Source organism: Anaeromyxobacter oryzae (assembly GCF_023169945.1).
GTDB lineage: Bacteria > Myxococcota > Myxococcia > Myxococcales > Anaeromyxobacteraceae > Anaeromyxobacter > Anaeromyxobacter oryzae.
Map to the genome: position 1 here is coordinate 5,778,435 of NZ_AP025591.1, position 21,322 is coordinate 5,799,756.

The 21,322-nt window shown below is 72.9% G+C and carries 20 protein-coding genes; 19 read left to right on the plus strand and 1 reads right to left on the minus strand.

All coding sequences use genetic code 11. The features are described from left to right. Position 1: 1 nt before the first annotated feature. From AMOR_RS25270 to nrfD, 11 genes are all read left to right on the plus strand, one after another. Positions 2–1,495 carry a cytochrome b/b6 domain-containing protein gene (locus tag AMOR_RS25270; RefSeq protein WP_248355297.1) on the plus strand — a complete coding sequence of 498 codons (1,494 nt, stop codon included), beginning with the start codon at positions 2–4 and terminating at the stop codon, positions 1,493–1,495. A gap of 2 nt (positions 1,496–1,497) precedes the next feature. Then, positions 1,498–2,028, plus strand: a complete 531-nt coding sequence (locus AMOR_RS25275) for a YeeE/YedE thiosulfate transporter family protein (protein WP_248355299.1) — start codon at positions 1,498–1,500, stop codon at positions 2,026–2,028. A 12-nt stretch (positions 2,029–2,040) separates the two neighbouring features. After that, positions 2,041–2,703, plus strand: coding sequence for a YeeE/YedE thiosulfate transporter family protein (locus AMOR_RS25280; RefSeq protein ID WP_248355301.1), 663 nt, complete (start codon positions 2,041–2,043; stop codon positions 2,701–2,703). After that, the gene (locus AMOR_RS25285) at positions 2,700–3,356 is read left to right on the plus strand and encodes a rhodanese-like domain-containing protein (protein WP_248355304.1); all 657 of its coding nucleotides are present in this window, start codon (positions 2,700–2,702) and stop codon (positions 3,354–3,356) included. Before AMOR_RS25280 ends, AMOR_RS25285 begins: the two co-directional genes overlap by 4 nt. A gap of 72 nt (positions 3,357–3,428) precedes the next feature. Continuing rightward, a complete protein-coding gene (locus AMOR_RS25290; RefSeq protein ID WP_248355305.1) occupies positions 3,429–3,737 on the plus strand; it encodes an ArsR/SmtB family transcription factor in 309 nt (102 codons plus the stop codon). Positions 3,738–4,018: 281 nt separating this feature from the next. Beyond that, a complete protein-coding gene (locus AMOR_RS25295; protein WP_248355307.1) occupies positions 4,019–4,312 on the plus strand; it encodes an ArsR/SmtB family transcription factor in 294 nt (97 codons plus the stop codon). Between the two features lie 19 nt (positions 4,313–4,331). Beyond that, on the plus strand, positions 4,332–6,572 hold the full coding sequence (locus tag AMOR_RS25300) for a molybdopterin-containing oxidoreductase family protein (RefSeq protein ID WP_248355309.1): 2,241 nt from the start codon (positions 4,332–4,334) through the stop codon (positions 6,570–6,572). Then, on the plus strand, positions 6,573–7,121 hold the full coding sequence (locus tag AMOR_RS25305; protein ID WP_248355311.1) for a 4Fe-4S dicluster domain-containing protein: 549 nt from the start codon (positions 6,573–6,575) through the stop codon (positions 7,119–7,121). Between the two features lie 8 nt (positions 7,122–7,129). Continuing rightward, the gene (locus tag AMOR_RS25310; RefSeq protein WP_248355313.1) at positions 7,130–7,669 is read left to right on the plus strand and encodes a YeeE/YedE thiosulfate transporter family protein; all 540 of its coding nucleotides are present in this window, start codon (positions 7,130–7,132) and stop codon (positions 7,667–7,669) included. Then, on the plus strand, positions 7,666–8,856 hold the full coding sequence (locus AMOR_RS25315; RefSeq protein WP_248355315.1) for a YeeE/YedE thiosulfate transporter family protein: 1,191 nt from the start codon (positions 7,666–7,668) through the stop codon (positions 8,854–8,856). The genes AMOR_RS25310 and AMOR_RS25315 overlap by 4 nt, the downstream gene beginning before the upstream one ends. A 16-nt stretch (positions 8,857–8,872) precedes the next feature. After that, positions 8,873–9,802, plus strand: coding sequence for an NrfD/PsrC family molybdoenzyme membrane anchor subunit (gene nrfD, locus AMOR_RS25320; RefSeq protein WP_248355317.1), 930 nt, complete (start codon positions 8,873–8,875; stop codon positions 9,800–9,802). A 22-nt stretch (positions 9,803–9,824) separates the two neighbouring features. On the opposite strand, the gene AMOR_RS25325 is transcribed toward nrfD, so the two are convergent. Next, positions 9,825–10,247: a hypothetical protein gene (locus tag AMOR_RS25325; RefSeq protein ID WP_248355319.1), complete on the minus strand. Its 423-nt coding sequence runs from the start codon at positions 10,245–10,247 to the stop codon at positions 9,825–9,827. Between the two features lie 111 nt (positions 10,248–10,358). On the opposite strand from AMOR_RS25325, the gene lpxB reads away from it, so the two are divergent. The 8 genes from lpxB to AMOR_RS25365 all read left to right on the plus strand — a co-directional run bounded on the left by lpxB (position 10,359) and on the right by AMOR_RS25365 (position 21,322). Further along, positions 10,359–11,492, plus strand: coding sequence for a lipid-A-disaccharide synthase (lpxB, locus tag AMOR_RS25330; RefSeq protein ID WP_248355320.1), 1,134 nt, complete (start codon positions 10,359–10,361; stop codon positions 11,490–11,492). Then, positions 11,489–12,241, plus strand: coding sequence for a polyprenol monophosphomannose synthase (locus tag AMOR_RS25335; protein ID WP_248355321.1), 753 nt, complete (start codon positions 11,489–11,491; stop codon positions 12,239–12,241). The genes lpxB and AMOR_RS25335 overlap by 4 nt, the downstream gene beginning before the upstream one ends. A gap of 24 nt (positions 12,242–12,265) precedes the next feature. Beyond that, positions 12,266–12,919 (plus strand): MarC family protein, encoded by a 654-nt coding sequence (locus tag AMOR_RS25340; RefSeq protein WP_248355322.1) that lies wholly within the window; start codon positions 12,266–12,268, stop codon positions 12,917–12,919. Positions 12,920–12,957: 38 nt separating this feature from the next. Then, positions 12,958–14,085, plus strand: a complete 1,128-nt coding sequence (gene serC, locus AMOR_RS25345; RefSeq protein WP_248355324.1) for a 3-phosphoserine/phosphohydroxythreonine transaminase — start codon at positions 12,958–12,960, stop codon at positions 14,083–14,085. Between the two features lie 146 nt (positions 14,086–14,231). Beyond that, positions 14,232–15,923, plus strand: coding sequence for an AMP-binding protein (locus AMOR_RS25350; protein ID WP_248355326.1), 1,692 nt, complete (start codon positions 14,232–14,234; stop codon positions 15,921–15,923). Between the two features lie 271 nt (positions 15,924–16,194). Then, positions 16,195–18,273, plus strand: coding sequence for an elongation factor G (locus tag AMOR_RS25355; protein WP_248355328.1), 2,079 nt, complete (start codon positions 16,195–16,197; stop codon positions 18,271–18,273). Between the two features lie 95 nt (positions 18,274–18,368). Further along, positions 18,369–20,210 carry an ABC transporter ATP-binding protein gene (locus AMOR_RS25360; RefSeq protein ID WP_248355330.1) on the plus strand — a complete coding sequence of 614 codons (1,842 nt, stop codon included), beginning with the start codon at positions 18,369–18,371 and terminating at the stop codon, positions 20,208–20,210. Beyond that, positions 20,207–21,322: a PHP domain-containing protein gene (locus AMOR_RS25365; protein ID WP_248355332.1), complete on the plus strand. Its 1,116-nt coding sequence runs from the start codon at positions 20,207–20,209 to the stop codon at positions 21,320–21,322. Before AMOR_RS25360 ends, AMOR_RS25365 begins: the two co-directional genes overlap by 4 nt.

Genomic DNA, 21,322 nt, shown 5'->3' on the forward strand with positions numbered 1-21,322 from the left:
CATGCGCCATGCGATGCTCGTGGATCTCGACCTCTGCGTCGGGTGCAAGGCCTGCCTCTCGGCCTGCAAGGAGCAGTGGGACACCGGGCCCGGCGCCGCGCGCGACTGGGTGCGCACCTTCGAGACCGGCTCCAGGGCGGGCGGCGACCTCGCCGTCACCTTCTACCCGGGGCTGTGCATGCAGTGCGAGGCGCACCCGTGCACGACCGACTGCCCGACGGGCGCGACGACCGTCGACGCCAACGGCGTCGTCGTCGTGGACGCGGACGTGTGCATCGGCTGCGGCAGCTGCGTGAGCGCCTGCCCCTACGGCGCGCGCCACGTCGATCCGGTGAAGAAGGTCGTCGAGAAGTGCAACCTGTGCGCGCCCTACGTCGCCCGCGGCGAGCAGCCCGCGTGCGTCCAGACGTGCCCGGCGGAGTGCCGCGTCTTCGGCGATCTGGACGACCCCTCGTCGCCCGTGTCGGTCGCGGCGCGGGCGCGCGACGCGCGGCCGCTCGCGGTCCCGGGGATCGACGTCCGCCCGCGGACGCTCTACGCCGGCGCGCGGGCCCGCGAGACGATCCTCGCCGCCGGCGTCGTGCGCCCGCCCTCGCGGAGCTGGCTCGCGCGCACGTGGCGGGTGACGACGCCCATCGCGCGGAACGCGGTGCCCGGCATCGGGATGCTCGCGATCGCCGGCGGGCTCGTCGTGAACCTGAAGGCGCGGAAGGAGCGCGTGAGGAGGGAGGAGGAGGAGGCCGCGGCGACGCCCCCGGCCTCGTCCTCGGCGCCGACGCCGAGCCCGACCCCCACGGAGCTCCACCGGCACCCCGCCGGCCTGCGCGTCCTGCACTGGTTCAACGCGCTCTCCTGGGCCCTCCTCGTCGTCACCGGCGCCGGCCTCATGTCCGCGGCGAGCTTCGCCTTCTTCGGCACGGCGTTCCCGGCGGCGCTCGCCCGCGCGCTCGGCGGGAAGGCGGCGCTGGTGAACGTGCACGTGCTCTGGGGCATCGCCTGGGCCGCCCTGATCGTCCCGCTGTTCCTGCTCTTCAAGCAGAACGTCCGGCACGTCTGGGAGGACGTCCGGGTGGGGCGCGACGACCTCGTGTGGCTCGCGGTGAAGCCGCTGGCCATGGCGGGCCTCTGGAAGCGGCCGCTGCCGCCGCAGGACAAGTACAACGCCGGCCAGAAGCTCTTCGCGATGTTCGTCCTCGTCGCGACGGCGACCATCATCGCGAGCGGCGTCGTCATGACCTTCCACCTCGGGCCGGCCCCGATCGTGGCTGCGGCCATCGTCGTGCACCAGCTCGCCATCGCGCTCGTGCTCGTCGGCGTCGCGGTGCACCTCGCGATGGCCGCCGTCATCGCCGAGGAGCGGCCCGCGCTGAGGTCGATGGTCACCGGGAAGATCGACTTCCATCACGCGAAGCACCACAGCCCGAAGTGGGTGAAGAAGCTCGGGCACGCGACGGAGCCGCTCGCAGAGGCGTCGGGCGCGCCCGAGGAGGAGTGAACGTGGAGAACGAGAAGGTGGAGCAGAGACCGTACTGGAACCCGTACCTGGCCGGCTTCTTCCTCGGCCTCGTGCTGCTCGCGAGCTTCGTCCTCACCGGGCGCGGCCTCGGCGCCAGCGGCAGCTTCAAGCACGTCGCGGCCGCGGCGATCCACGCCGTCTCTCCGACCTGGGCGGAGGAGAACCCGAACATCGCCGCGTTCTTCGCGGACCCGACGCGCTCGTCGATGGACGAGTGGATCGTGTGGCTGTCCCTCGGGACGGCGATCGGCGGTGCCATCGCGGTGTTCACCGCGCGGCGCTTCAAGGTCGAGACCGTCCTCGGTCCGCGCGCGGACAAGCAGTACCGGTGGGTGCTCGCCGTCCTCGGCGGCGCGCTCGCGGGCTTTGGCGCGCAGCTCGCGCGCGGATGCACGAGCGGCCAGGCCCTGACGGGCGGGGCGCAGCTCGCCCTCGGCAGCTGGGTCTTCATGTTCTCCGTCTTCGGCGGGGCCTACGCGCTCGCGTGGTTCCTCCGCCGGCAGTGGATCTAGGGAGGTGACGCCATGGAAGGACCGCTCTCACTCGTGCTGAAGTTCGGCCACCCCGCCGAGATGCTCGTCTCCGTCCTCGTCGGGATGGGCTTCGGCTTCGCCCTCGAGCGCGCCGGGTTCGGCACCGCGCGGAACCTCGCCGCCGTCTTCTACGGCCGCGACTTCCGCGTGCTCCGGGTGATGTTCACCGCCATCGTGACGGCGATGCTCGGCCTCTACGGCCTGGACCTGCTCGGGATCCTGCCGCTCTCCTCGATCGGCATCCTCGACACCTTCGCCGGCGGTCAGCTCGTCGGCGGGCTCCTCGTGGGCGCCGGCTTCATCGTGGGCGGGTACTGCCCCGGCACCTCGATCGTCGCCGGCGTCTCCGGCAAGATCGACGCGCTCCTGTTCATGGGCGGCATCCTGGTCGGAACCGCCGCGTACACCCTCGGCGCGGACGCCTTCGCCCCGCTCGCGAGCTCGGGGGCGAAGGGGAGGGTGCTCCTGCACGAGTGGGCGCACGTCTCGTCCGGCGTGATGGTCTTCGCCGTCGCGCTCTTCGCGGTCGGCGCGTTCTGGGCGGTCGGCCGGATCGAGCGCATGGTCCGCGCGCGGCTCGCCGCGCCGGTCGAGATCGGCCCCGCCGCCGTCCCCTCCCGCGCCGCCGCGGCGCAGGAAAGGAGCCTCTCGTGACGTTCGATCCGAAGAAGGGGGCCGCCCTCCTCCTCGGGGCCGCGGCCCTCTACCTCGTGGGCGCCGTCGCGACCGGCCACTCCGCGCGCGCGGAGGTTCCGCCGGACGTGACCCCGCGCGCCGCCGACGCCGCGCTCGACGTGTGGAAGGCCGCCGCCGGGCTGGTCGAGGCCGACGGCAAGGCCCTCGTCCTCGACGTCCGGCCGGCGGACGCGTACGCACGGTACCACCTCCCGGGCGCCGAGAGCGCCCCCGGCGCGTCCGCGGCGGACGTCGCGGCGCGCGCCGCCGGCCGGCCGTTCGTCCTCGTGTACGCGGGCAAGGACGAGGTCGCGCAGAAGCTCGTGACCGAGGCGCGCAAGCAGTCCTCGGGCGCGCGCATCCACTACCTCGTCGACGGCGCGCGCGCCTGGTATCTCGCCCTCGCCCTGCCGGTCCCGCTCTTCGCGGAGGCCGGGCCGCCGGACGGCTACGCCGAGGCGCTCGCGCAGCTCCAGTCCTGGCTCGCGTACCCGGATCCGTCCGCCCGCGGCGCGACGCTCCAGTCCATCCAGGCGCTCGCGAAGGCCGGGTACCAGCCGAGCCTGCTCAAGGCGGGCGGCGGGCCGAAGGCGGGTGGCGCGAAGAAGAAGATCTCCGGCGGCTGCGGGTAGCCGCGCCGGAGTCCGCCGGATCCCGGCGGTCGGGAAGGGGCGGCGCGCGGCGATCTCCGGTACAATCGCCGCGTGTCGACCCGGCTCGAGCCCCCCATCTCCTCCGATCCCGACCGCGCCGGTCACGTCGCCGAGGTCCTGAAGGCCGTCGCTCACCCGCTGCGGCTCCGGATCGTCGCGCTCCTGTGCGAGGGCGAGGAGAACGTGACCGCGCTCGCCGACAAGCTCGAGGCGAGCCAGGCCATCGTCTCGCAGCAGCTCCGCATCCTGCGCAGCCACGGCCTCGTCGCCGCGAGCCGGGAGGGCGGCTTCGCCACCTACCGGCTCGTCGAGCAGAACCTGCGCGGCCTCGTCCGCTGCATGGAGAAGTGCCGCCGCTGACGCCGTTCCGGCGTCGCCGCTGGGTGCGCCTCCTCACCCGGAAGTGCGTGCTGTCACCCACCCGGCGATGCTCGCAAGGCTCGCGCGTCCTGCGTGTTGCACGCACACGGTGCGCATCCGCTCGCCCGCTCGCTCGCGTCCCTCCGGGCGCTTGCGCCGTGTGATCGCGCGCCGGTGCCGTCCGGCGACCTCGACGGCGCGGCATGGCGCCGCGTTCGCTCCCCCGGGCTCGCCGCGTGCAGGTGGGGTGTCGCGATGTAGCAATCTCGCTAGGTCGAGACATGAAGCCACTGAAGACGGATCCCGCACGCGCCGAGCACATCGCCGAGGTCCTGAAGGCCGTGGCGCACCCGCTTCGGCTCCGGATCGTCGCGACGCTGTGCGAGGCGGACGCGCACGTGAACGGGCTCGCCGAGCGGCTCGGCGCTTCCCAGCCCATCGTGTCGCAGCAGCTGCGGATCCTGCGGAGCCATGGCCTGGTCTCCGCCACCCGGCGGGACGGCTTCGCCCGGTACCGGCTCGCCGAGCCGGCGCTGCGGAACCTGGTCTGCTGCATGGAGCGGTGCCGGCGCTGACGCGCCCGAGGGACTCTCGATGGCCATCACCCGACGGAAGTTCATCCAGATCGGCGCGGCGGGCGCCGGCGGAGCCGCGGTCGCGTCCGGGCTCGGCACGCGCTGGTGGGGGCTCGACCGGGACCCGGTGCCGGACCCGGGCACGGACGGCGACCGCGTCGTGGCGAGCTACTGCGAGCTGTGCTTCTGGGGATGCGGGGTGCTCGCCCACGTGAAGGACGGGCGGGTCACCAAGATCACCGGCAACCCGGAGCACCCGCTCTCGCGCGGGATGCTCTGCCCGCGCGGCGCTGGCGCGACGGGCCTCCTCTACGACCCGGACCGCCTCCGCCGCCCGCTCGTGCGGCGCGCGAAGCGCGGCGAGGACGTCTTCGAGGAGGTCTCCTGGGACGCCGCGCTGAACGAGACCGGCGAGAAGCTCCTCCAGGTGAAGGCGCGCCACGGCGCCGAGGCCGTGGCGCTCTTCACGCACGGCTCGGGCGGCGTCTGGTTCAAGCACTTCATGAAGGCGTGGGGCTCGCCGAACGTCGGCGCCCCCTCGTACGCCCAGTGCCGCGGTCCGCGCGAGGCGGCGTTCACCCTCACCTTCGGGACGCCGCTCGGCTCGCCCGAGCCCATCGACCTCGCCAACGCGCGCTGCATCACGCTCATCGGCTCGCACCTCGGCGAGAACATGCACAACACGCAGGTCCAGGAGCTCGCAGAGGCGATCGGCAAGGGCGCCGGCCTCGTGGTGGTCGACCCCCGCTTCTCGGTCGCCGCGTCGAAGGCGAAGTTCTGGCTGCCCGTGAAGCCCGGCACCGACATCGCGCTCCTCCTCGCGTGGATGAACGTCCTCGTGGCCGAGAAGCTGTACGACGCCGAGTACGTCGCGCGGTACGCGGAGGGGTTCGACGCCCTCGCCGCGCACGTCGCCGACAAGACGCCCGAGTGGGCCTACGCGATCACCGGCGTGAGGCCGGAGCTCATCCGCGCCTCCGCCCGCTTCATCGGCGGCGCCCGGCCCGCGTCCCTCGTCCACCCCGGCCGCCACACCGTCTGGTACGGCGACGACACGCAGCGCGAGCGCGCGATGGCAATCCTCGCCGCGCTGCTCGGGAGCTGGGGCCGCCGCGGCGGCTATCTCACGGCGTCCAAGTTCCCCGTGCCGGCGTACCCGCTCCCCGCGGACCTGCCGCACGCGCCGGCCAAGGACCCGACCGACAAGCCGAAGGCGGGCGGGTACCCGCTCGCGACGGAGGTCCTCGCGAGCGGCCTGTGCGACGCGACCAAGCCGGGCCACGCGCTGTACGACCTCAAGGCCTGGATCGTCTACGGGTGCAACCTCCTCCAGGCGATGCCGAACCGGAAGGAGCTGCTCGACACCATCCAGAACCTCGAGTTCATGGTGGCGATCGACGTGCTCCCGGCGGAGGTCACCGGCTGGGCCGACGTGGTGCTCCCCGAGTCGACGTACCTCGAGCGCGACGACGACGTGTCCGCGCCCCCCTACAAGCGGCCCTTCGTGGCGCTCCGGCAGGCGGCCGTCGAGCCGATGTACGACTCGAGGCCGGGCTGGTGGATCGCGAAGGCGCTCGCGGAGCACGTCGGCCTCGGCGGCTGGTTCCCGTGGAAGGACGCGAAGGAGTACGTCCGGACGCGGCTCGCGCAGAAGGGGCTGCCGTACGACGAGCTCGCCGCGAAGGGCGTCCTGCTCGGCCCCGCGGCGCCGACCTGCGAGGAGGAAGGCGCTCCCGTCGGCGCCGCCACGGAGAACGGCAAGATCCAGCTCTTCTCGAAGGAGCTCGCCCAGCTCGGCTTCGATCCGCTGCCCGTGTACGTGCCGCAGGACGAGGGGCCGCCGGGGCACTTCCGGCTCCTCTCCGGGCGCGCGCCGCTCCACACCTTCGGACGCACCGTCAACAACCGGCTCCTCGCCGAGCCGTTCCCGGAGAACGAGGTCTGGCTGAACGCGGACGCGGCGCGGAGCCTCCCCGGGTTCGAGCTCCGCCCGCTCGAGAACGGCGAGCGGGTCGTCCTCGTGAACCAGGACGGCATCCGCTCGACGCCGGTGAAGGTGAAGCTCACGCAGCGGATCCGCGGCGACTGCGTCTACCTGGTCCACGGCTGGGGGCAGACGGCGCGGAGGCTCCGCTACGCCCACGGCCGCGGCGCGTCCGATTCCCTCCTCACGAGCCGCTACAAGGTGGACCCGATCATGGGCGGCACCGGCATGAACGTGAACTTCGTGCGCCTGGAGCGCGCCGGGGAGGCTGCCTAGATGTCCGCCGCGAAGAAGCGCTACGGCATGGCGGTCGACACCCGCCGCTGCGTCGGCTGCAACGGGTGCGTGATCTCCTGCAAGACCGAGAACGCGCTGCCCGAGGGCGGCTTCCGGAGCTGGATCGCCACCGAGACCTGGGGAACGTTCCCCGACCTCGCGATGCAGATCCGCTCCGAGCGCTGCAACCAGTGCGGCGACGCACCGTGCGTGGCGGCGTGCCCCACCGGCGCCTCTCACGTCGCGGAGGGCGGGGTGATCCTCGTGAACGCCGCGAAGTGCACCGGCTGCAAGGCCTGCGTCGCCTCGTGCCCGTACGGCGCCCGGTACGTCCACCCGGCGGGGCACGTCGACAAGTGCACGTTCTGCCTGCACCGCGCGGCGAGGGGGAAGGACCCGGCCTGCGTCGAGACCTGCCCGACCCGCGCGCTCACCTTCGGGGATCTCGCCGACCCGGACAGCCCCGTCTCGCGGCTGCTCCGGTCGCGGCGGCACGAGGTCGTCCGGCCGGAGGCCGGCACCTCGCCCAACGTCTTCTACCTCGTCTAGGAGGCACCATGGACGGTCCGGTGACGGAGCGCCCCGCGCGCGATCCCGCGAAGTTCTGGAACCCTTACCTGGCCGGCGCCGCGCTCGGCCTCGTCCTCCTCTCCGCGTACGTGGTGATGGGGAAGGGGCTCGGCGCGTCCGGCGCGTCGTTCCGGCTCGGCGTCGCGGCGGTGCAGGCGGTCGCGCCCGGCCACGTCGCCCGGGCGCCGGGCCTGCGCGGCGTCGCCGAGCACGGCGCGCCGCTCGACGACTGGCTGGTGTTCGAGGTGCTCGGGGTCGCGCTCGGCGGGCTCGTGGCCTCGTACACGTCCGGTCGCCTGTCGCGGGAGATCCTGAGGGGCCCGCGCATCTCGGGCGCGGCGCGGCTCGGGCTCGCCGTCCTGGGCGGCGGGCTCATGGGCTTCGCCGCGAAGCTCGCCCGCGGCTGCACGTCCGGCCAGGCGCTCTCGGGCGGCGCGCTCCTCTCCGCGGGGAGCTGGGCGTTCATGTTCTCGGTGTTCGCCGGCGGATACGCGTTCGCCTGGTTCGTCCGGAGGGAGTGGCGATGAACGTCTTCCCGTTCGAGTCGCTCGTCGGGGCGCAGCGCGAGCTCGGGCTCGTCGTCGCGGTCGCCATCGGGTTCGGGTTCGGCTTCGTGCTCGAGCGCGCGGGCTTCGGGCGCGCCCAGAAGCTCGTCGGCCAGTTCTACGGGTACGACATGACCGTCTTCAAGGTCATGTTCGGCGCCATCGTGACGGCGATGCTCGGAGCCGTCGTGCTGTCCGGCCTCGGCCTGATGGACCTCCGCGCCGTGGCGGGCACCGCCACGAGCGCGACCTACCTCTGGCCGATGATCGTGGGCGGCCTCGTCCTCGGGGTCGGGTTCATCGTCTCCGGGTACTGCCCGGGGACGTCGCTCGTGGCCGCCGCGTCCGGGAAGCTCGACGGGCTCGCGACGGTCGCCGGCGTGGTCGCCGGGACGGTCGTCTACGGCGAGCTCCTCTCGGTGAAGCGGTTCGCGGACTTCACCGAGAGCGGGTACCTCGGCCAGCTGTACCTGTACGACCTGCTGCACCTTCCGCCCGCCGTGGTCGCGCTCTTCGTCGCGGTCATGGCCGTCGCGTGCTTCGTGGGCGCGGAGAAGCTCGAGGCGATCCTCGGCGGCGCGGACGCGCCGGCCTCGCCGCGCGCGCCGAAGCGCCTCGTCTTCGCGGGGTTCGCCGCGTCCGCCGCGGTGGGCCTCGCCACGCTCGCGTTGCCCTCGTCCACGGCTGCCGTCGCGTCGCCCGGCCGGATCGCGCCGCCCGCCCTCGCCCGCCGCGTCCTCGACGCGCCCTGGGCGGTGCGGGTCCTCGACCTCCGCCCGCTGGCCGCATGCGCCGCGGGGCGGATCCCCGGCGCGGAGTGCACGCCGCCCGAGACGCTGAAGGACCTCGCGCTCGGGGACGTGTCGGCCGCGCGCGACCTCGTCGTGGTGGGGGCGGGGACGGTCGAGCCGCTCCCGCCCGAGGTCCGGGCGTACCACGGCGAGGTGCTCGTCCTGGACGGCGGCTTCGCCGCCTGGAAGGCCTGGGCGCTCACGCCGCCGGCGCCGCCCGCCCCGGGCGCTCCGCCGGAGGAGGTCGAGGCGTACCGGCTGCGGGCGGGCGTCGCCGCGGCCCTCACTGGGGTGAAGCAGGCGGCGCCGGCGCCGGCGCCTGGCGGAGGCGCGGCGCCGGTGAAGCGGAAGGCGGGCGGCGGCGGCTGCTCGGGGTAGCGCGGAGGACACCACCATGCACGAGCTCGATCTCTCCCGTCACAGCGCCCTCGTCGATCCCCGCCTGCACGTCTGGGGGTGGGAGATCCCGGTCTACCTGTTCCTCGGCGGCATGGCCGCCGGCGTCATGATCCTGGGCGCGGTCCTCGCCGGCCGCGCCGGCGAGCGGTCCCGCGCCGCGCGCTGGCTGCCGTTCGCCGCGCCGGTCCTCGTGTCCGTCGGCATGGCGGCGCTCTTCCTGGATCTCGCGAACAAGGCCCACGTGTTCCGCTTCTACCTCGCGCTCCGCTGGACGAGCCCGATGTCGTGGGGCGCGTGGATCCTCGTCGTGGTGTACCCGGTGACGCTGCTCGGAGGGCTCGCCGGGCTCGCCGACGACGAGGCGGAGGCACTCGCCGCCCGGGCCGGCCCGCTCGGCGACCTGGTGCGGCGCGCCCGCGCGTTCGCGCTGCCGCGCGCCGCCGCGCTCCGGACCTGGACCGTCGCGACCGGCGTCGGGCTCGGCGTCTACACCGGGATCCTGCTCTCGACGCTCGGCGCCCGCGCGCTCTGGGGCTCGGCGCTGCTCGGCCCGCTGTTCCTCGTCTCCGGCCTCTCGACGGGCGCCGCGTTCCTCATGCTCTTCCCGGTCTCGCCGGGCGAGCGGACGGCGCTGGCCCGGTGGGACCTCGTCGCGATCGGCGGGGAGGTGCTCCTCCTCGCCCTCTTCCTCGTCGGGCTCTCGACGGGCGGCGCCGCGGGCCGCGCCGCGGCCGAGCTGCTCCTCGGCGGCGCCTTCACCGCGCCCTTCTGGGCGCTCGTCGTGATCGCGGGGCTCGCGGTGCCGGCGCTGCTGGAGGCGCTCGAGGCGCGACTCCACCTGAGATCGACGCTGGCGGCGCCGGCGCTGGTGCTCGCCGGCGGCCTCGCCCTCCGGTTCATCCTGGTGGCCGCCGGCCAGCGCTGAGCGCTGAGCGCGGCGGCGGCACCTAGTCGCCCGCGGCGGGCACGAACCCCGGCGTGCGCGCCGACGCGGACGCGACCCAGAACACCGCGAGGTACAGCACCGCGGCGGCGACGAGCTCGAACCCGAACGCTCCGGCGGCCATCTCGTGGCCGGGCTGGTGCGTGCGGGCGAGCATCCAGGCCCAGGCCGCGCGGTGGAGCGCTGCGGCGATCGCGTAGCTGATGATCGCGGCGGGACCGCGCAGTCTCCACCCGGCCAGGAAGCACACCACCAGCTCAGGCACGAACAGCGCACCCCACATCCACGGCGCGGGCGGCACGCCCTCCGCGATGACGGGCAAGATGACCTGGCGATGGATGACGAAATGCTCGACTGCGGTCGCCGCGGACAGCGCGAAAACGGTGACCCCCAGCAACGCGTACTCCCGGACGCGGTCGCTTTGCATGTCTGCGTCCCCCCCGAGACGCCATCGCATCATGAAACATCGTGCGCCGCAATGCCCGCCGCGATCGGGTGCGACCGCCCCAACATGGAACGCGTGCTATAAGCGGCCGCGATGCCTGAAGAGATCCTGATCGTCGCCGGCGAGGCGAGCGCCGATCTTCACGCAGCGCGCGCCCTCGACGAGCTGCGCCGGATGCGCCCGGATCTCCGGGCGTTCGGCGTCGGCGGCCCGAAGCTCCGGGCGATGGGCCTCGAGGTGCTCGCGCCCGCCGAGGACATCTCGGTGATGGGGCTCGTGGAGGTCCTCCCGCGCATCCCGCGCATCCTCGGCATCCTCCGCGCGCTCGCGCGCGCTGCGGCCGAGCGGCGTCCGCGCGCGGCGCTGCTCGTGGACCTGCCGGACTTCAACCTCCGCCTCGCCGCCCGGCTCAAGAAGCTCGGCATCCCGGTCGTCTACTACGTCTCGCCGACCATCTGGGCGTGGCGCCAGGGCCGCGCGCGGAAGATCGCGAAGGTCGTGGACCGGATGCTCTGCATCCTCCCGTTCGAGGAGCGCTTCTACGAAGGCACCGGCGTCTCGGCGCGCTTCGTCGGCCACCCGTTCGCCGAGAAGCCGCCGCCCTCGGCGCCGGACGCGTACCGGGTCGAGCTGGGGCTCGCGCGAGCGCGCACGACGATCGCGCTCGTCCCCGGCAGCCGTCGCTCGGAGCTCCAGCGGCTCCTCCCGCCGATGCTCGACGCCGCCGAGCGGCTCAAGGCTGCGCACCCCGACGCACAGTTCGTGGTGCCCGTCGCGCCGACGCTCGCGCGCGCCGCGCTCGAGCCGTACCTCGCGCAGCACGCCGGGCTCGAGGTGACGCTCGTCGACGGCCACACCGAGGAGGTCGTCGGCGCGAGCGACGCCGCGCTCGTGAAGAGCGGGACGTCGACGCTCGAGACGGCGCTGATGCTGCGGCCGATGGTCGTGGTCTACAAGCTGTCGTGGCTGAGCTACCTCGTGGGGCGCCTCCTCGTGCGGATTGCCCATTTCGCGCTTGTGAACATCCTGGCGGGTAGGGGGCTCGTCCCGGAGCTGCTCCAGGGAGAGGCAAACCCCGAGCGGATGGCCGCGGAGATCGAGCGGCTCCTCGGGGATCGCACGGCGCGCGAGTCGCAGCTCGCGGGGCTGAGAGAGGTACGTGCGTCGCTCGGGGAGCCCGGGGCGGCGCGACGGGTGGCGGAAGAGGTCGTGGGGGTGATGCGATGAGCGGAGCGCGCCGGGCGGTCGTCTGCCTGCCCACGTACAACGAGAAGGAGAACCTCGAGGCGATCCTGACGGCGATCCTCGCCTCAGCGCCCGAGGTGGACGTCCTCGTCATCGACGACAACTCTCCCGACGGGACGGGCCAGCTCGCGGACGCCTACGCCGCCCGCGACCCGCGCGTGAAGGTGCTCCACCGCGCCGGGAAGCAGGGGCTCGGGAAGGCGTACCTGGCCGGCTTCGCGTGGGCGCTCGAGCGCGGCTACGACCTCGTCCTCGAGATGGACGCCGACTTCTCGCACGATCCGAAGTACCTGCCGGTGATGCTCGCGAAGTCGCGGGACGCGGACCTCGTGCTCGGGTCCCGGTACGTCCCGGGCGGCGGCACCGTGAACTGGGGCGTCGGCCGCAAGATCCTGTCCCGCGGCGGCAGCCTGTACGCGCGCACCATCCTCGGCGTCGGCGTCCGCGACCTGACCGGCGGCTTCAAGTGCTTCCGCAAGGAAGTGCTCGAGGCCATCGACCTCGGCAGCGTCGAGTGCTCCGGCTACGCGTTCCAGATCGAGCTGACCTACCGCGCGATCCGGCGCGGCTTCACGGTCGCCGAGGTGCCCATCGTCTTCGCCGACCGGCGCGTCGGGCACTCCAAGATGTCGAAGAAGATCGTACTCGAGGCGATCCGCAAGGTCTGGTCGATCCGCTTCTCGCCGTTCGCCCGCGCGGAGGGCCGGAACAAGGCGCCCCGCGCCGCCTGACCGTGGGTTATCCTCCGCCGCGTCATGGTGGCGGAGCTCCTCGCGGCGTTCGTCGTCTCGCTCTCGGCGATCTTCTTCGTCGTCGATCCGTTCTCCGCGGTCCCGTTCTTCCTCGCGATGACGCGGGAGCACGACGCCCGCGAGCGCCGGGCGACCGCGCTCCGCGCGTCGCTGACGGCGGGGGCCGTCCTCGCGGTGTTCGCCATCGCGGGCGAGTGGATCTTCCGGCTGCTCGGGATCAGCCTCGGCGCGTTCAAGGTCGCGGGCGGCGTCGTCCTGCTCCTCCTCGCGCTCGACATGATCCGCACGCAGCCCTCCCGGACGCGCATCACCGAGGGCGAGGTCGAGGCGGGCGCGGACAAGGACGACATCGCCATCGTCCCCCTCGCGATGCCCCTCCTCGCGGGGCCCGGCTCCATCGCGACCTGCATCGTGCTCATGGCCCGCACGCGGGGCGAGGCGTTCGGGTTCAAGCTCGTGGTGCTCTGCGCGATCGGCGTCACGGCGGTGGCGAGCTTCCTCGTGCTCGCCGGCGCCGCGCGCACCGAGAAGGTGCTCGGCCGCACGGGCCTCGCGATCCTCGAGCGCGCCGCAGGCCTCCTCCTGGTCGCCGTCGCGATCCAGTTCATGATGGACGGCCTCTCGGAAGGCTTGCCACGGCTCCTCCGCGGCGCCTAGATACGTCCTCCCAACCCGTCGCCGAACGCGAGGTCGCCATGAACCGCGTCAAGAACTTCAATGCCGGACCCGCCGCCCTGCCCCTGCCCGCGCTCGAGCGCGCCCGCGACGAGTTCCTCGACTTCGCGAAGAGCGGCATGTGCGTCATGGAGCACTCGCACCGCGGGAAGGAGTACGAGGCGGTGCACGACGAGGCGATCGCGCTGCTCCGCGAGCTGCTCGGCGTCCCGGACACGTACGACGTGCTGTTCGTGCAGGGCGGCGCGTCGCAGCTCTTCGCGCAGCTCCCGATGAACCTCGTCGAGAAGGGCCGGAGCGCGGACTACGTGGTCACCGGCGCCTGGGGCGAGAAGGCGCTGTCCGAGGCGAAGGCCGCGACCGCGATGCTCGGCGCGTCCGTGCGGGTCGCCGGCACGACCGGCACGGGGGAGGGCAAGGAGAAGAGCTACGTCCGCGCGGCGACCGCGAAGGATCTCCAGCTCGCGCCCGACGCGGCGTACGTGCACGTCACGTCCAACGAGACGATCCACGGCGTGGAGTACGACGTGACGCCCGCCCGGCCGTTCCCCGACACGGGCAAGGTCCCGCTCGTCGCGGACATGTCGTCCGACTTCCTCTGGAAGCCCCTCGACGTCTCGCGCTTCGGCGTGATCTATGCCGGCGCGCAGAAGAACATCGGCCCGTCCGGCGTGGTCGTCCTCATCGTGCGGAAGGACCTCGTCGCCGCCGGCCGGAAGGACATCCCGAAGATCTTCCAGCTCCGGACGCCCGCCGAGAACAAGTCGCTCTACAACACGCCGCCCACCTTCGGCATCTACATGGTCCGGAACGTGCTCGCCTGGCTGAAGGGGCTCGGCGGCCTCCCGGCGATGGAGAAGCGGAACCGCGACAAGGCCGCGAAGCTCTACGGCGTCATCGACGCGAACGCGTCCTTCTACCGGTGCCCGGTGGAGAAGGAGAGCCGCTCGGTCATGAACGTGGTGTTCCGGCTGCCGTCGGAGGCCGACGAGGAGCGGTTCGTGAAGGAGGCCAAGGCCCAGGGCATGGTGGGCCTCAAGGGCCACCGGTCCGTGGGCGGCATCCGCGTCTCGGCGTACAACGCCGTCGAGCCCGCCTGGATCGACGCCCTCTGCGAGTTCATGCAGGCGTTCGCGAAGCGCGGGTAGCGCACGGCGCGGAGCCGGGGCGGGACGTCGAGGGCTCGGCCGGGGGTCGCCGTCACCGGTGACCCGAATGGGTGCCGACGCGTCGCATCTCGCCTCCTCTGCGGTGGGGCTGGCACACTCATCCCCCCACCCCGAGGAGGCTTCGGATGTCGCAGACCGAGACGTTTCGCCGCGCGCGGGACTTCCTGATCCAGCACCGCGAGGACTACGAGACCGCCTACCGCGAGTTCCGGTGGCCGGTGCTCGATCGCTTCAACTGGGCCCTCGACTGGTTCGACATCATCGCGGAGGGGAACGCCCGGACCGCGCTCCACATCGTCGAGGAGTACGGCGCGGAGGTCTCCGTCTCCTACGCCGAGCTGGCGGAGCGGTCGAACCGCGTCGCGACGTACCTGCGCCGCCACGGCGTCGATCGCGGGCACCGGATCCTCATGATGCTGCCGAACTGCGTGCAGATCTGGGAGATCATGCTCGCGGCGATGAAGCTCGGCGCCTGCGTCATCCCCGCGACCACGCTGCTCACGCCCGAGGATCTCGTGGACCGCATCGAGCGCGGGCGCGTCGGGCACGTCATCACCGATCCCTCCGGCACCGAGAAGCTGCGGGGCATCGACGGTCAGTTCAAGCGGCACGTGGTGGGCGACCAGGTCCCGGGCTGGATGAGCTACGAGGACGCGTACGAGGAGGCCTCGTTCTTCCTGCCGCACGGCGAGACGATGTCGTCCGACCCCGTGCTCCTCTACTTCACGAGCGGCACCACCGCGAAGCCGAAGCTGGTCGTGCACACGCAGCGCAGCTACCCGGTGGGCCACCTCTCGACGATGTACTGGCTCGGCCTGCGCGAGGGGGACGTGCACATGAACGTGTCGTCGCCCGGCTGGGCGAAGCACGCGTGGTCGAACTTCTTCGCGCCGTTCAACGCCGGCGCGACGGTCTTCGTCTACAACTACGCCCGCTTCAGCGCGCGCGCGCTCCTCGACGTGCTCGCGAAGTACGAGATCACCACGATGTGCGCGCCGCCGACGGTGTGGCGCATGCTCATCCTCGACGACCTGACCCGCCAGAAGGTGAAGGTCCGCGAGGCGCTCTCCGCCGGCGAGCCGCTCAACCCGGAGGTCATCGAGAAGGTCCGCGCGGCCTGGGGCGTCACGATCCGCGACGGCTACGGGCAGACCGAGACGACCGCGCAGATCGGCAACTCCCCCGGGCAGAAGCTGAAGCCCGGGTCGATGGGGCGCCCGCTGCCGGGCTACCGGATCGCGCTCCTCGACGAGGAGGGCGTCCCGCGCGAGGAGGGCGAGATCTCCATCGCGCTCGACCCGCGCCCGGCCTCGCTCATGGCCGGGTACGAGGGCGATCCGAACCTGAACGACTTCGTGACGCGCCACGGTCACTACCACACCGGCGACGTCGCCGAGCGCGACGCCGACGGGTACATCACCTACGTCGGCCGCGCCGACGACGTGTTCAAGAGCTCGGACTACCGCATCAGCCCGTTCGAGCTCGAGAGCGCGCTCATCGAGCACGACGACATCGCCGAGGCGGCGGTGGTGCCGAGCCCGGATCCGGTGCGCGGCCTCCTCCCCAAGGCCTTCATCATCCTGAAGCCCGGGCGGAAGCCTTCGCGCGAGCTGGCCCTCGAGATCTTCAAGTTCCTGCGCCGGCGGCTCGCCCCGTACAAGCGGATCCGCCGTCTCGAGTTCTCCGACCTGCCGAAGACCATCTCCGGCAAGATCCGCCGCGTCGAGCTCCGGAAGCGCGAGGAGGCGCGGAAGCCGGATGCGCCGCGGAGCGCGCTCGAGTTCTGGCAGGACGACTTCCCCGAGCTCCGGACCTGAGCGGCCCCGCGCGGGCGGCGAGGCCGGAGCGGCGGCGGCCGGCCTCGGGCAGGCCGCCGCCTGTGGCGCCCGGGGCCGCCGTCCGGCGCGCCGCCCGCCCGGCCCGGCGCCCCGGTGAGGTCACGCACGGGCGCGGCGAAAGAAGCCGTGGCGCGCCCGGGGGGACCCGGGGCATGCTAGGTCGCGACTCGGCGCCCGGAGTCATCGGGCGGTGAACAGGCCGCGAACCTCACGCCCCGCGCTCCACCGCGGGCAGCCGGAGAACGACGCCATGGCCAGTCAACGCGTGATCCGCACCTTCTCCATCCTCGGCGCCGACGGCGCGGGGAAGACCGCACTCGTCGAGGCGCTCCTCCGCGTCGCCGACGCCAAGCGCGCAGCGCCCGACGGCTCGACGGCCCGCCTCGACGCGGAGCCGGAGGAGAAGAAGCGGAACTTCACGCTGTCGCTGCACCCCGAGAGCTTCGAGGAGGGCGGCCGTTCGTTCCACGTCCTCGACTGCCCCGGCTTCGCGGCGTTCCTCACCGAGGTGGAGTGGGCGCTGCAGGTCACGGACGCCGCGATCCTCGCGGTCTCGGCGGCGGACGGCGTCCACAACAAGGCGGAGCGTGCCTACGACGTGCTCGCCGAGTCCGGCCGGCCCGCGCTCGCCGTGATCACCCGCATCGACGGCGACTCCGCCGACTACCAGAAGGCGCTCGCCGACGTGGAGTCGTCGCTGAAGGTGAAGCCGGTCCCGCTCCAGATCCCGATCCACCCCGGCCCTCGGTGCCGGGGGCTCGTGGACCTCCTCACGATGCGGGCGCACCTGCACGACCCCAAGGGCTTCGCGAGGTTCAGCGACGAGGAGATCCCGGGCGACGTGAAGGAGGAGGCGGAGCGGCTCCGGAACGCGCTCGTGGAGGCGGCGGCGGAGTCGGACGACGAGCTGCTCGGGAAGTACCTCGAGGGCGGCACGCTCTCGGAGGAGGAGATCGTCCGCGGCATCACCGCCGGAGTCGCCGCGCAGAAGTTCCTCCCCATCGCCGTCGCCTGCGCGAAGAGCGGCATCGGCGTGCGCGAGCTGCTCGACCTCACCGTGAAGCTGTTCCCCGGCCCGACGACCATCGAGGTGAAGGGCAAGGACCTCCACGGGACCGAGGTGACCCGGAAGCCGGGAGACGAGGGCGCTCCGTTCTGCGGTCAGGTCTTCAAGACGACGATCGATCACTTCGCCGGCCGCATCGACTACGTGCGCGTCTTCTCCGGCACCCTCAAGAACGACGCCACGGTCATGAACCCGCGCACGCGGACCGAGGAGCGGATCGCGCACTTCTTCCGGACGGACGGCGCGCAGAACGCGGAGGTGAAGGAGGCGGCCCCCGGCGACTTCGTGGTGCTCATGAAGCTCAAGGACGCGCACACCGGCGACACGCTGTGCGACCCCGCCGCGCCGATCCTCCTGCCGGAGTTCAAGCAGCACACGCGTCCCGTGTCGTACGCGGTCCACGCCAAGGGCGGCGACGACAAGGCCGCCGCCGCGCTCCACAAGCTCATCGAGGAGGACCCCTCCCTCGAGCTGGCCCGATCGCCGGACACCGGCGAGATGCTCCTCCAGGGCATGGGACAGGCCCACATCGAGGTGACCGTCGAGCGCGTGAAGCGGAAGCACGGCGTGGACATCACGCTCGCGCCGCCCACGCCCGCGTACCTCGAGACCATCACCGCGCCCGCCAAGGCGCAGGGCAAGTTCAAGCGGCAGACCGGCGGGCACGGCCAGTACGGCGACGCGCACGTGGAGCTCTACCCGAAGCCGCGCGGCGAGGGCTTCGAGTTCGAGGACGCGATCGTCGGCGGCTCCATCCCGCGCCAGTTCATCCCCTCGGTCGAGAAGGGCATCCGCGGCGCCCTCGGCGCCGGTCCGCTCGCCGGGTACCCCGTCGTGGACTTCAAGGCGAAGCTGGTGTTCGGCACCTACCACGACGTCGACAGCTCGGACATGGCCTTCCAGGTCGCGGGCTCGATGGCCTTCAAGAAGGCCGTGCTCGAGGCGCGGCCGATCCTCCTCGAGCCGATCATGAAGCTCGAGGTCCGCGTGCCGGAGGAGTACGTGGGCGCGGTGATGGGCGATCTGAACAGCCGCCGCGCCAAGGTCCAGGGCATGGAGCCGCTCGCCCGCGGCGTCCTCGTCCGCGCGCTCTGCCCGCACGCGGAGGCGATGACCTACGACGCGGACCTCCGCTCCCTCACGCAGGGCGTCGGCTACTTCACGATGGAGCCGTCGCACTACGATCCCGTCCCGCCGCCCATCGCCCAGAAGATCATCGAGAAGCGGCGCGCCGATGGGAAGGTGAAGGGCATCGAGGAGTAGCGCTCGCCCGCACCGCGGCACTCCGCTCGACCGGGCAAGGGCACGGCGTCGACCGCTGATGCCCACGCGCCGGCTTTGGCATAGGATGTGGCGCCTTGAGCGCCTACCTCCGTCTCCTCCGCTTCGCCCTCCCTTACAAGTGGCGGATCGCGGCAGCCCTCGGCTGCATGCTGGTCCTGTCCGTCGCCACCGCGGCGTACGTGAACCTCCTCGGGCCCGCGCTCGAGTTCCTCTTCACCGGCAGCTCCGGCGCGGTCGGCAGCCTCGCGAAGTTCGTGCCCTCCTCGTTCGACCTCGCCGGGAAGCTCGCCACGGTCGATCGCGGGCAGGTCCTCGCGGTCCTGCCCTTCGTCATCGTGGCGGTCGCGGTGCTGAAGGGGGTGGCCTTCTTCGGGCAGTACTACCTCATGGGGATGGTCGGCCAGCGCGTCATCGCCGACATCCGCAAGGCGCTCTTCGATCACCTGCTCGTGCTCTCGCCGGGCTTCTACACGCGCCGCCACTCGGGGGACATCCTCCAGCGCTTCTCCGCGGACGTGCTCGCGGTGGACATGGCGGTGTCGGGCGCGGTGACGACCTATCTCCGCGACGGCCTCACCGTCGTGGTGATGTTCGTGAACTGCTTCGTCCTCGACTGGAAGATGTCGCTGGTCGCCTTCGGGGCGGTGCCGATCACGCTGTTCCCCATCGTGCGCCTCGCGAAGCGGATGAAGCGCGACACCGGCCGCGCGCAGCAGACGGGCGGCGAGCTCGCCGAGATGGTGCAGGAGGCGGTGTCGGGGATGCGCGTGGTGCAGGCGTACGGCATGCAGCGCTGGGAGTCCACGCGCTTCGCCGGCGCGAACCACCGCTACATCCGGATCATGCGCCGCAACTTCATCACCCGCGGCTTCTCGTCGCCGCTCATGGAGGTGATGGCGGCCGCGGGCCTCGCGGCCGCGATCTGGTGGGTCGGCGGCCGCATCGTCTCGGGCCAGCTCGAGGCGGCCAAGTTCTTCTCGTTCGTCGCGGCGATCATGCTGCTGTACCAGCCGGTCAAGCAGCTCGGGCGTCAGGGGCAGGTCGCGATGCAGGGCTCCGCCGCCGGCGACCGCATCTTCGAGATCCTGGACACGCCGAGCGCGGTGCCGGACACGGGTCGCGCGACGCTGGCGCCGTTCCGCGAGGCGATCCGCTACGAGGCGGTGTCGTTCTCGTACGGCGACCGGCCCGTCCTGCAGGGCCTCACCCTCGACATCCGCAGGGGGGAGGTCGTCGCCCTCGTCGGAGCGTCCGGCGGCGGGAAGACGACCGTCGCGAACCTGCTGCCGCGGTTCTGGGATCCGACCGCCGGCCGCATCACCATCGACGGCGTGGACGTGCGGGAGGTGACGCTGGCGAGCCTGCGGGCCCAGCTCGCGCTGGTCACCCAGGACACGGTCCTCTTCAACGACACGATCCGCGCCAACATCGCGTACGGCCGGCCCGAGATCCCGCACGCCCAGGTGGAGCGCGCCGCGCGCCTCGCCCAGGCGCACGAGTTCATCTCCGCGCTCCAGCAGGGCTACGACACGCGGGTGGGGGAGAAGGGCGTGCTCCTGTCCGGCGGCCAGCGGCAGCGGATCGCCATCGCCCGCGCGTTCCTGAAGGAGGCGTCGATCCTCGTCCTCGACGAGGCGACGAGCGCGCTGGACGCGGAGAGCGAGCGCGAGGTGCAGCGCGCGCTCGACGGCCTCATGTCCGGCGCGGACGGCCACCGCCGGACCACCCTGGTCATCGCCCACCGCCTCTCCACGATCCGCAACGCGGATCGCATCGTCGTCCTCTCCGGCGGGCGCGTCGTCGAGATGGGCCGCCACGACGAGCTCGTCGCCCGCGGGGGCGAGTACGCGCGGCTGCACGCGATCTTCGAGGGAACGGACGGCGCCGAGGTGCGCGCCGCGATGTCGGGCGCATGAAGCGGATCCTCCTCCTCGCGCTGTTGCTCCTCGCGGGCGCCTGGGTCGCCTTCGGCCTCTCGGTCCGCCGCGACCGCGCGCTGCGGCGCGACGAGGCCGCGGCGCTCCGGAGCGCGGCGCCGGCGGACGTCCGGGGCGCCTACCACGTGCACACCACCGCGAGCGACGGCCGGGGCTCGCTGGCCGAGGTCGTCCGGGCCGCGCGGGAGGCGGGGCTCTCGTTCGTGGTCGTGACCGACCACAACGTCCGCGACCCGGAGCGGCCCGAGTACGTGGACGGCGTGCTCGTCGTCCCCGCCACCGAGGCCTCGACGCGCTACGGCCACGTGGTCGCGCTCGGGACGCCGCGCGCCCTCACCGTCGCCGAGCGCGACGGCGATCCGCTCGGTGCCATCCGCGCCCTCGGCGGCGCGGCCGTCCTCGCGCACCCGTTCCACCCTCGCCGCCCCTTCACCGGCTGGGGCGCCGGTCCCTGGCGCGGGTTCGAGATCGTCTCGAACGACACGTCGTGGGGCAGGGTGGTCGCGGACCGCTCGGCGGGGAAGGTCGTCGCCGCCGCCCTCGCGTTCCCCTGGGATCCGCCGCGGGCCGTCCTCGCGCTCGCCGACGATCCCGCGGACGAGCTCGCGCGCTTCGACGCCGAGGTCGCCGCCGCGCGGGCAACCGGCGAGCGGCGCCGGCCGCCGCGGGTGCTGCTCTGCTCCGCCGACGCGCACGGCTACCCGAGCTACCGCGCCGCCTTCGAGGCGTTCTCGATGCACGTCCCGGTCGCGCTCCGGGGCGACGCCGCCGCCGACGCGGCGGCCGTCACCGCGGCGCTCCTGGACGGCAGCGCGGCGTGCGTGTTCGAGGGCGTCGCGCCCGCGGCGGCGGTGGCGCTCGCGCCGGTGCCCGGCGGAGCGCTCGCCCTCGCGGTCGCGGCGCCCGACCGGACCGGCGCCGCCTACACGCTCCTCCGGGACGGGGCGCCGATCGGTCGCTTCGAGCCGGACGTCGCCGGCGCGGGCGGCACGTTCCGCTGCCCCGGCCCATGCCCGCCGGGCGACTACCGCGCCGAGGTGCGGCGCGGTGGGCGCGCGTGGATCTTCACGAACCCGGTCACCATCGAGTAA

Excerpts from the sequence above, each read along its gene's own strand:
- AMOR_RS25305 (WP_248355311.1), top strand. The coding sequence starts at position 6,573 with ATGTCCGCCGCGAAGAAGCGCTACGGCATGGCGGTCGACACCCGCCGC.
- AMOR_RS25365 (WP_248355332.1), top strand. The coding sequence starts at position 20,207 with ATGAAGCGGATCCTCCTCCTCGCGCTGTTGCTCCTCGCGGGCGCCTGG.
- lpxB (WP_248355320.1), top strand. The coding sequence starts at position 10,359 with ATGCCTGAAGAGATCCTGATCGTCGCCGGCGAGGCGAGCGCCGATCTT.
- AMOR_RS25350 (WP_248355326.1), top strand. The coding sequence starts at position 14,232 with ATGTCGCAGACCGAGACGTTTCGCCGCGCGCGGGACTTCCTGATCCAG.
- AMOR_RS25325 (WP_248355319.1), bottom strand. The coding sequence starts at position 10,247 with ATGCAAAGCGACCGCGTCCGGGAGTACGCGTTGCTGGGGGTCACCGTT.
- AMOR_RS25280 (WP_248355301.1), top strand. The coding sequence starts at position 2,041 with ATGGAAGGACCGCTCTCACTCGTGCTGAAGTTCGGCCACCCCGCCGAG.
- AMOR_RS25335 (WP_248355321.1), top strand. The coding sequence starts at position 11,489 with ATGAGCGGAGCGCGCCGGGCGGTCGTCTGCCTGCCCACGTACAACGAG.
- AMOR_RS25300 (WP_248355309.1), top strand. The coding sequence starts at position 4,332 with ATGGCCATCACCCGACGGAAGTTCATCCAGATCGGCGCGGCGGGCGCC.
- AMOR_RS25310 (WP_248355313.1), top strand. The coding sequence starts at position 7,130 with ATGGACGGTCCGGTGACGGAGCGCCCCGCGCGCGATCCCGCGAAGTTC.
- AMOR_RS25340 (WP_248355322.1), top strand. The coding sequence starts at position 12,266 with ATGGTGGCGGAGCTCCTCGCGGCGTTCGTCGTCTCGCTCTCGGCGATC.
- AMOR_RS25295 (WP_248355307.1), top strand. The coding sequence starts at position 4,019 with ATGAAGCCACTGAAGACGGATCCCGCACGCGCCGAGCACATCGCCGAG.
- AMOR_RS25315 (WP_248355315.1), top strand. The coding sequence starts at position 7,666 with ATGAACGTCTTCCCGTTCGAGTCGCTCGTCGGGGCGCAGCGCGAGCTC.
- AMOR_RS25270 (WP_248355297.1), top strand. The coding sequence starts at position 2 with ATGCGCCATGCGATGCTCGTGGATCTCGACCTCTGCGTCGGGTGCAAG.
- nrfD (WP_248355317.1), top strand. The coding sequence starts at position 8,873 with ATGCACGAGCTCGATCTCTCCCGTCACAGCGCCCTCGTCGATCCCCGC.
- AMOR_RS25355 (WP_248355328.1), top strand. The coding sequence starts at position 16,195 with ATGGCCAGTCAACGCGTGATCCGCACCTTCTCCATCCTCGGCGCCGAC.
- serC (WP_248355324.1), top strand. The coding sequence starts at position 12,958 with ATGAACCGCGTCAAGAACTTCAATGCCGGACCCGCCGCCCTGCCCCTG.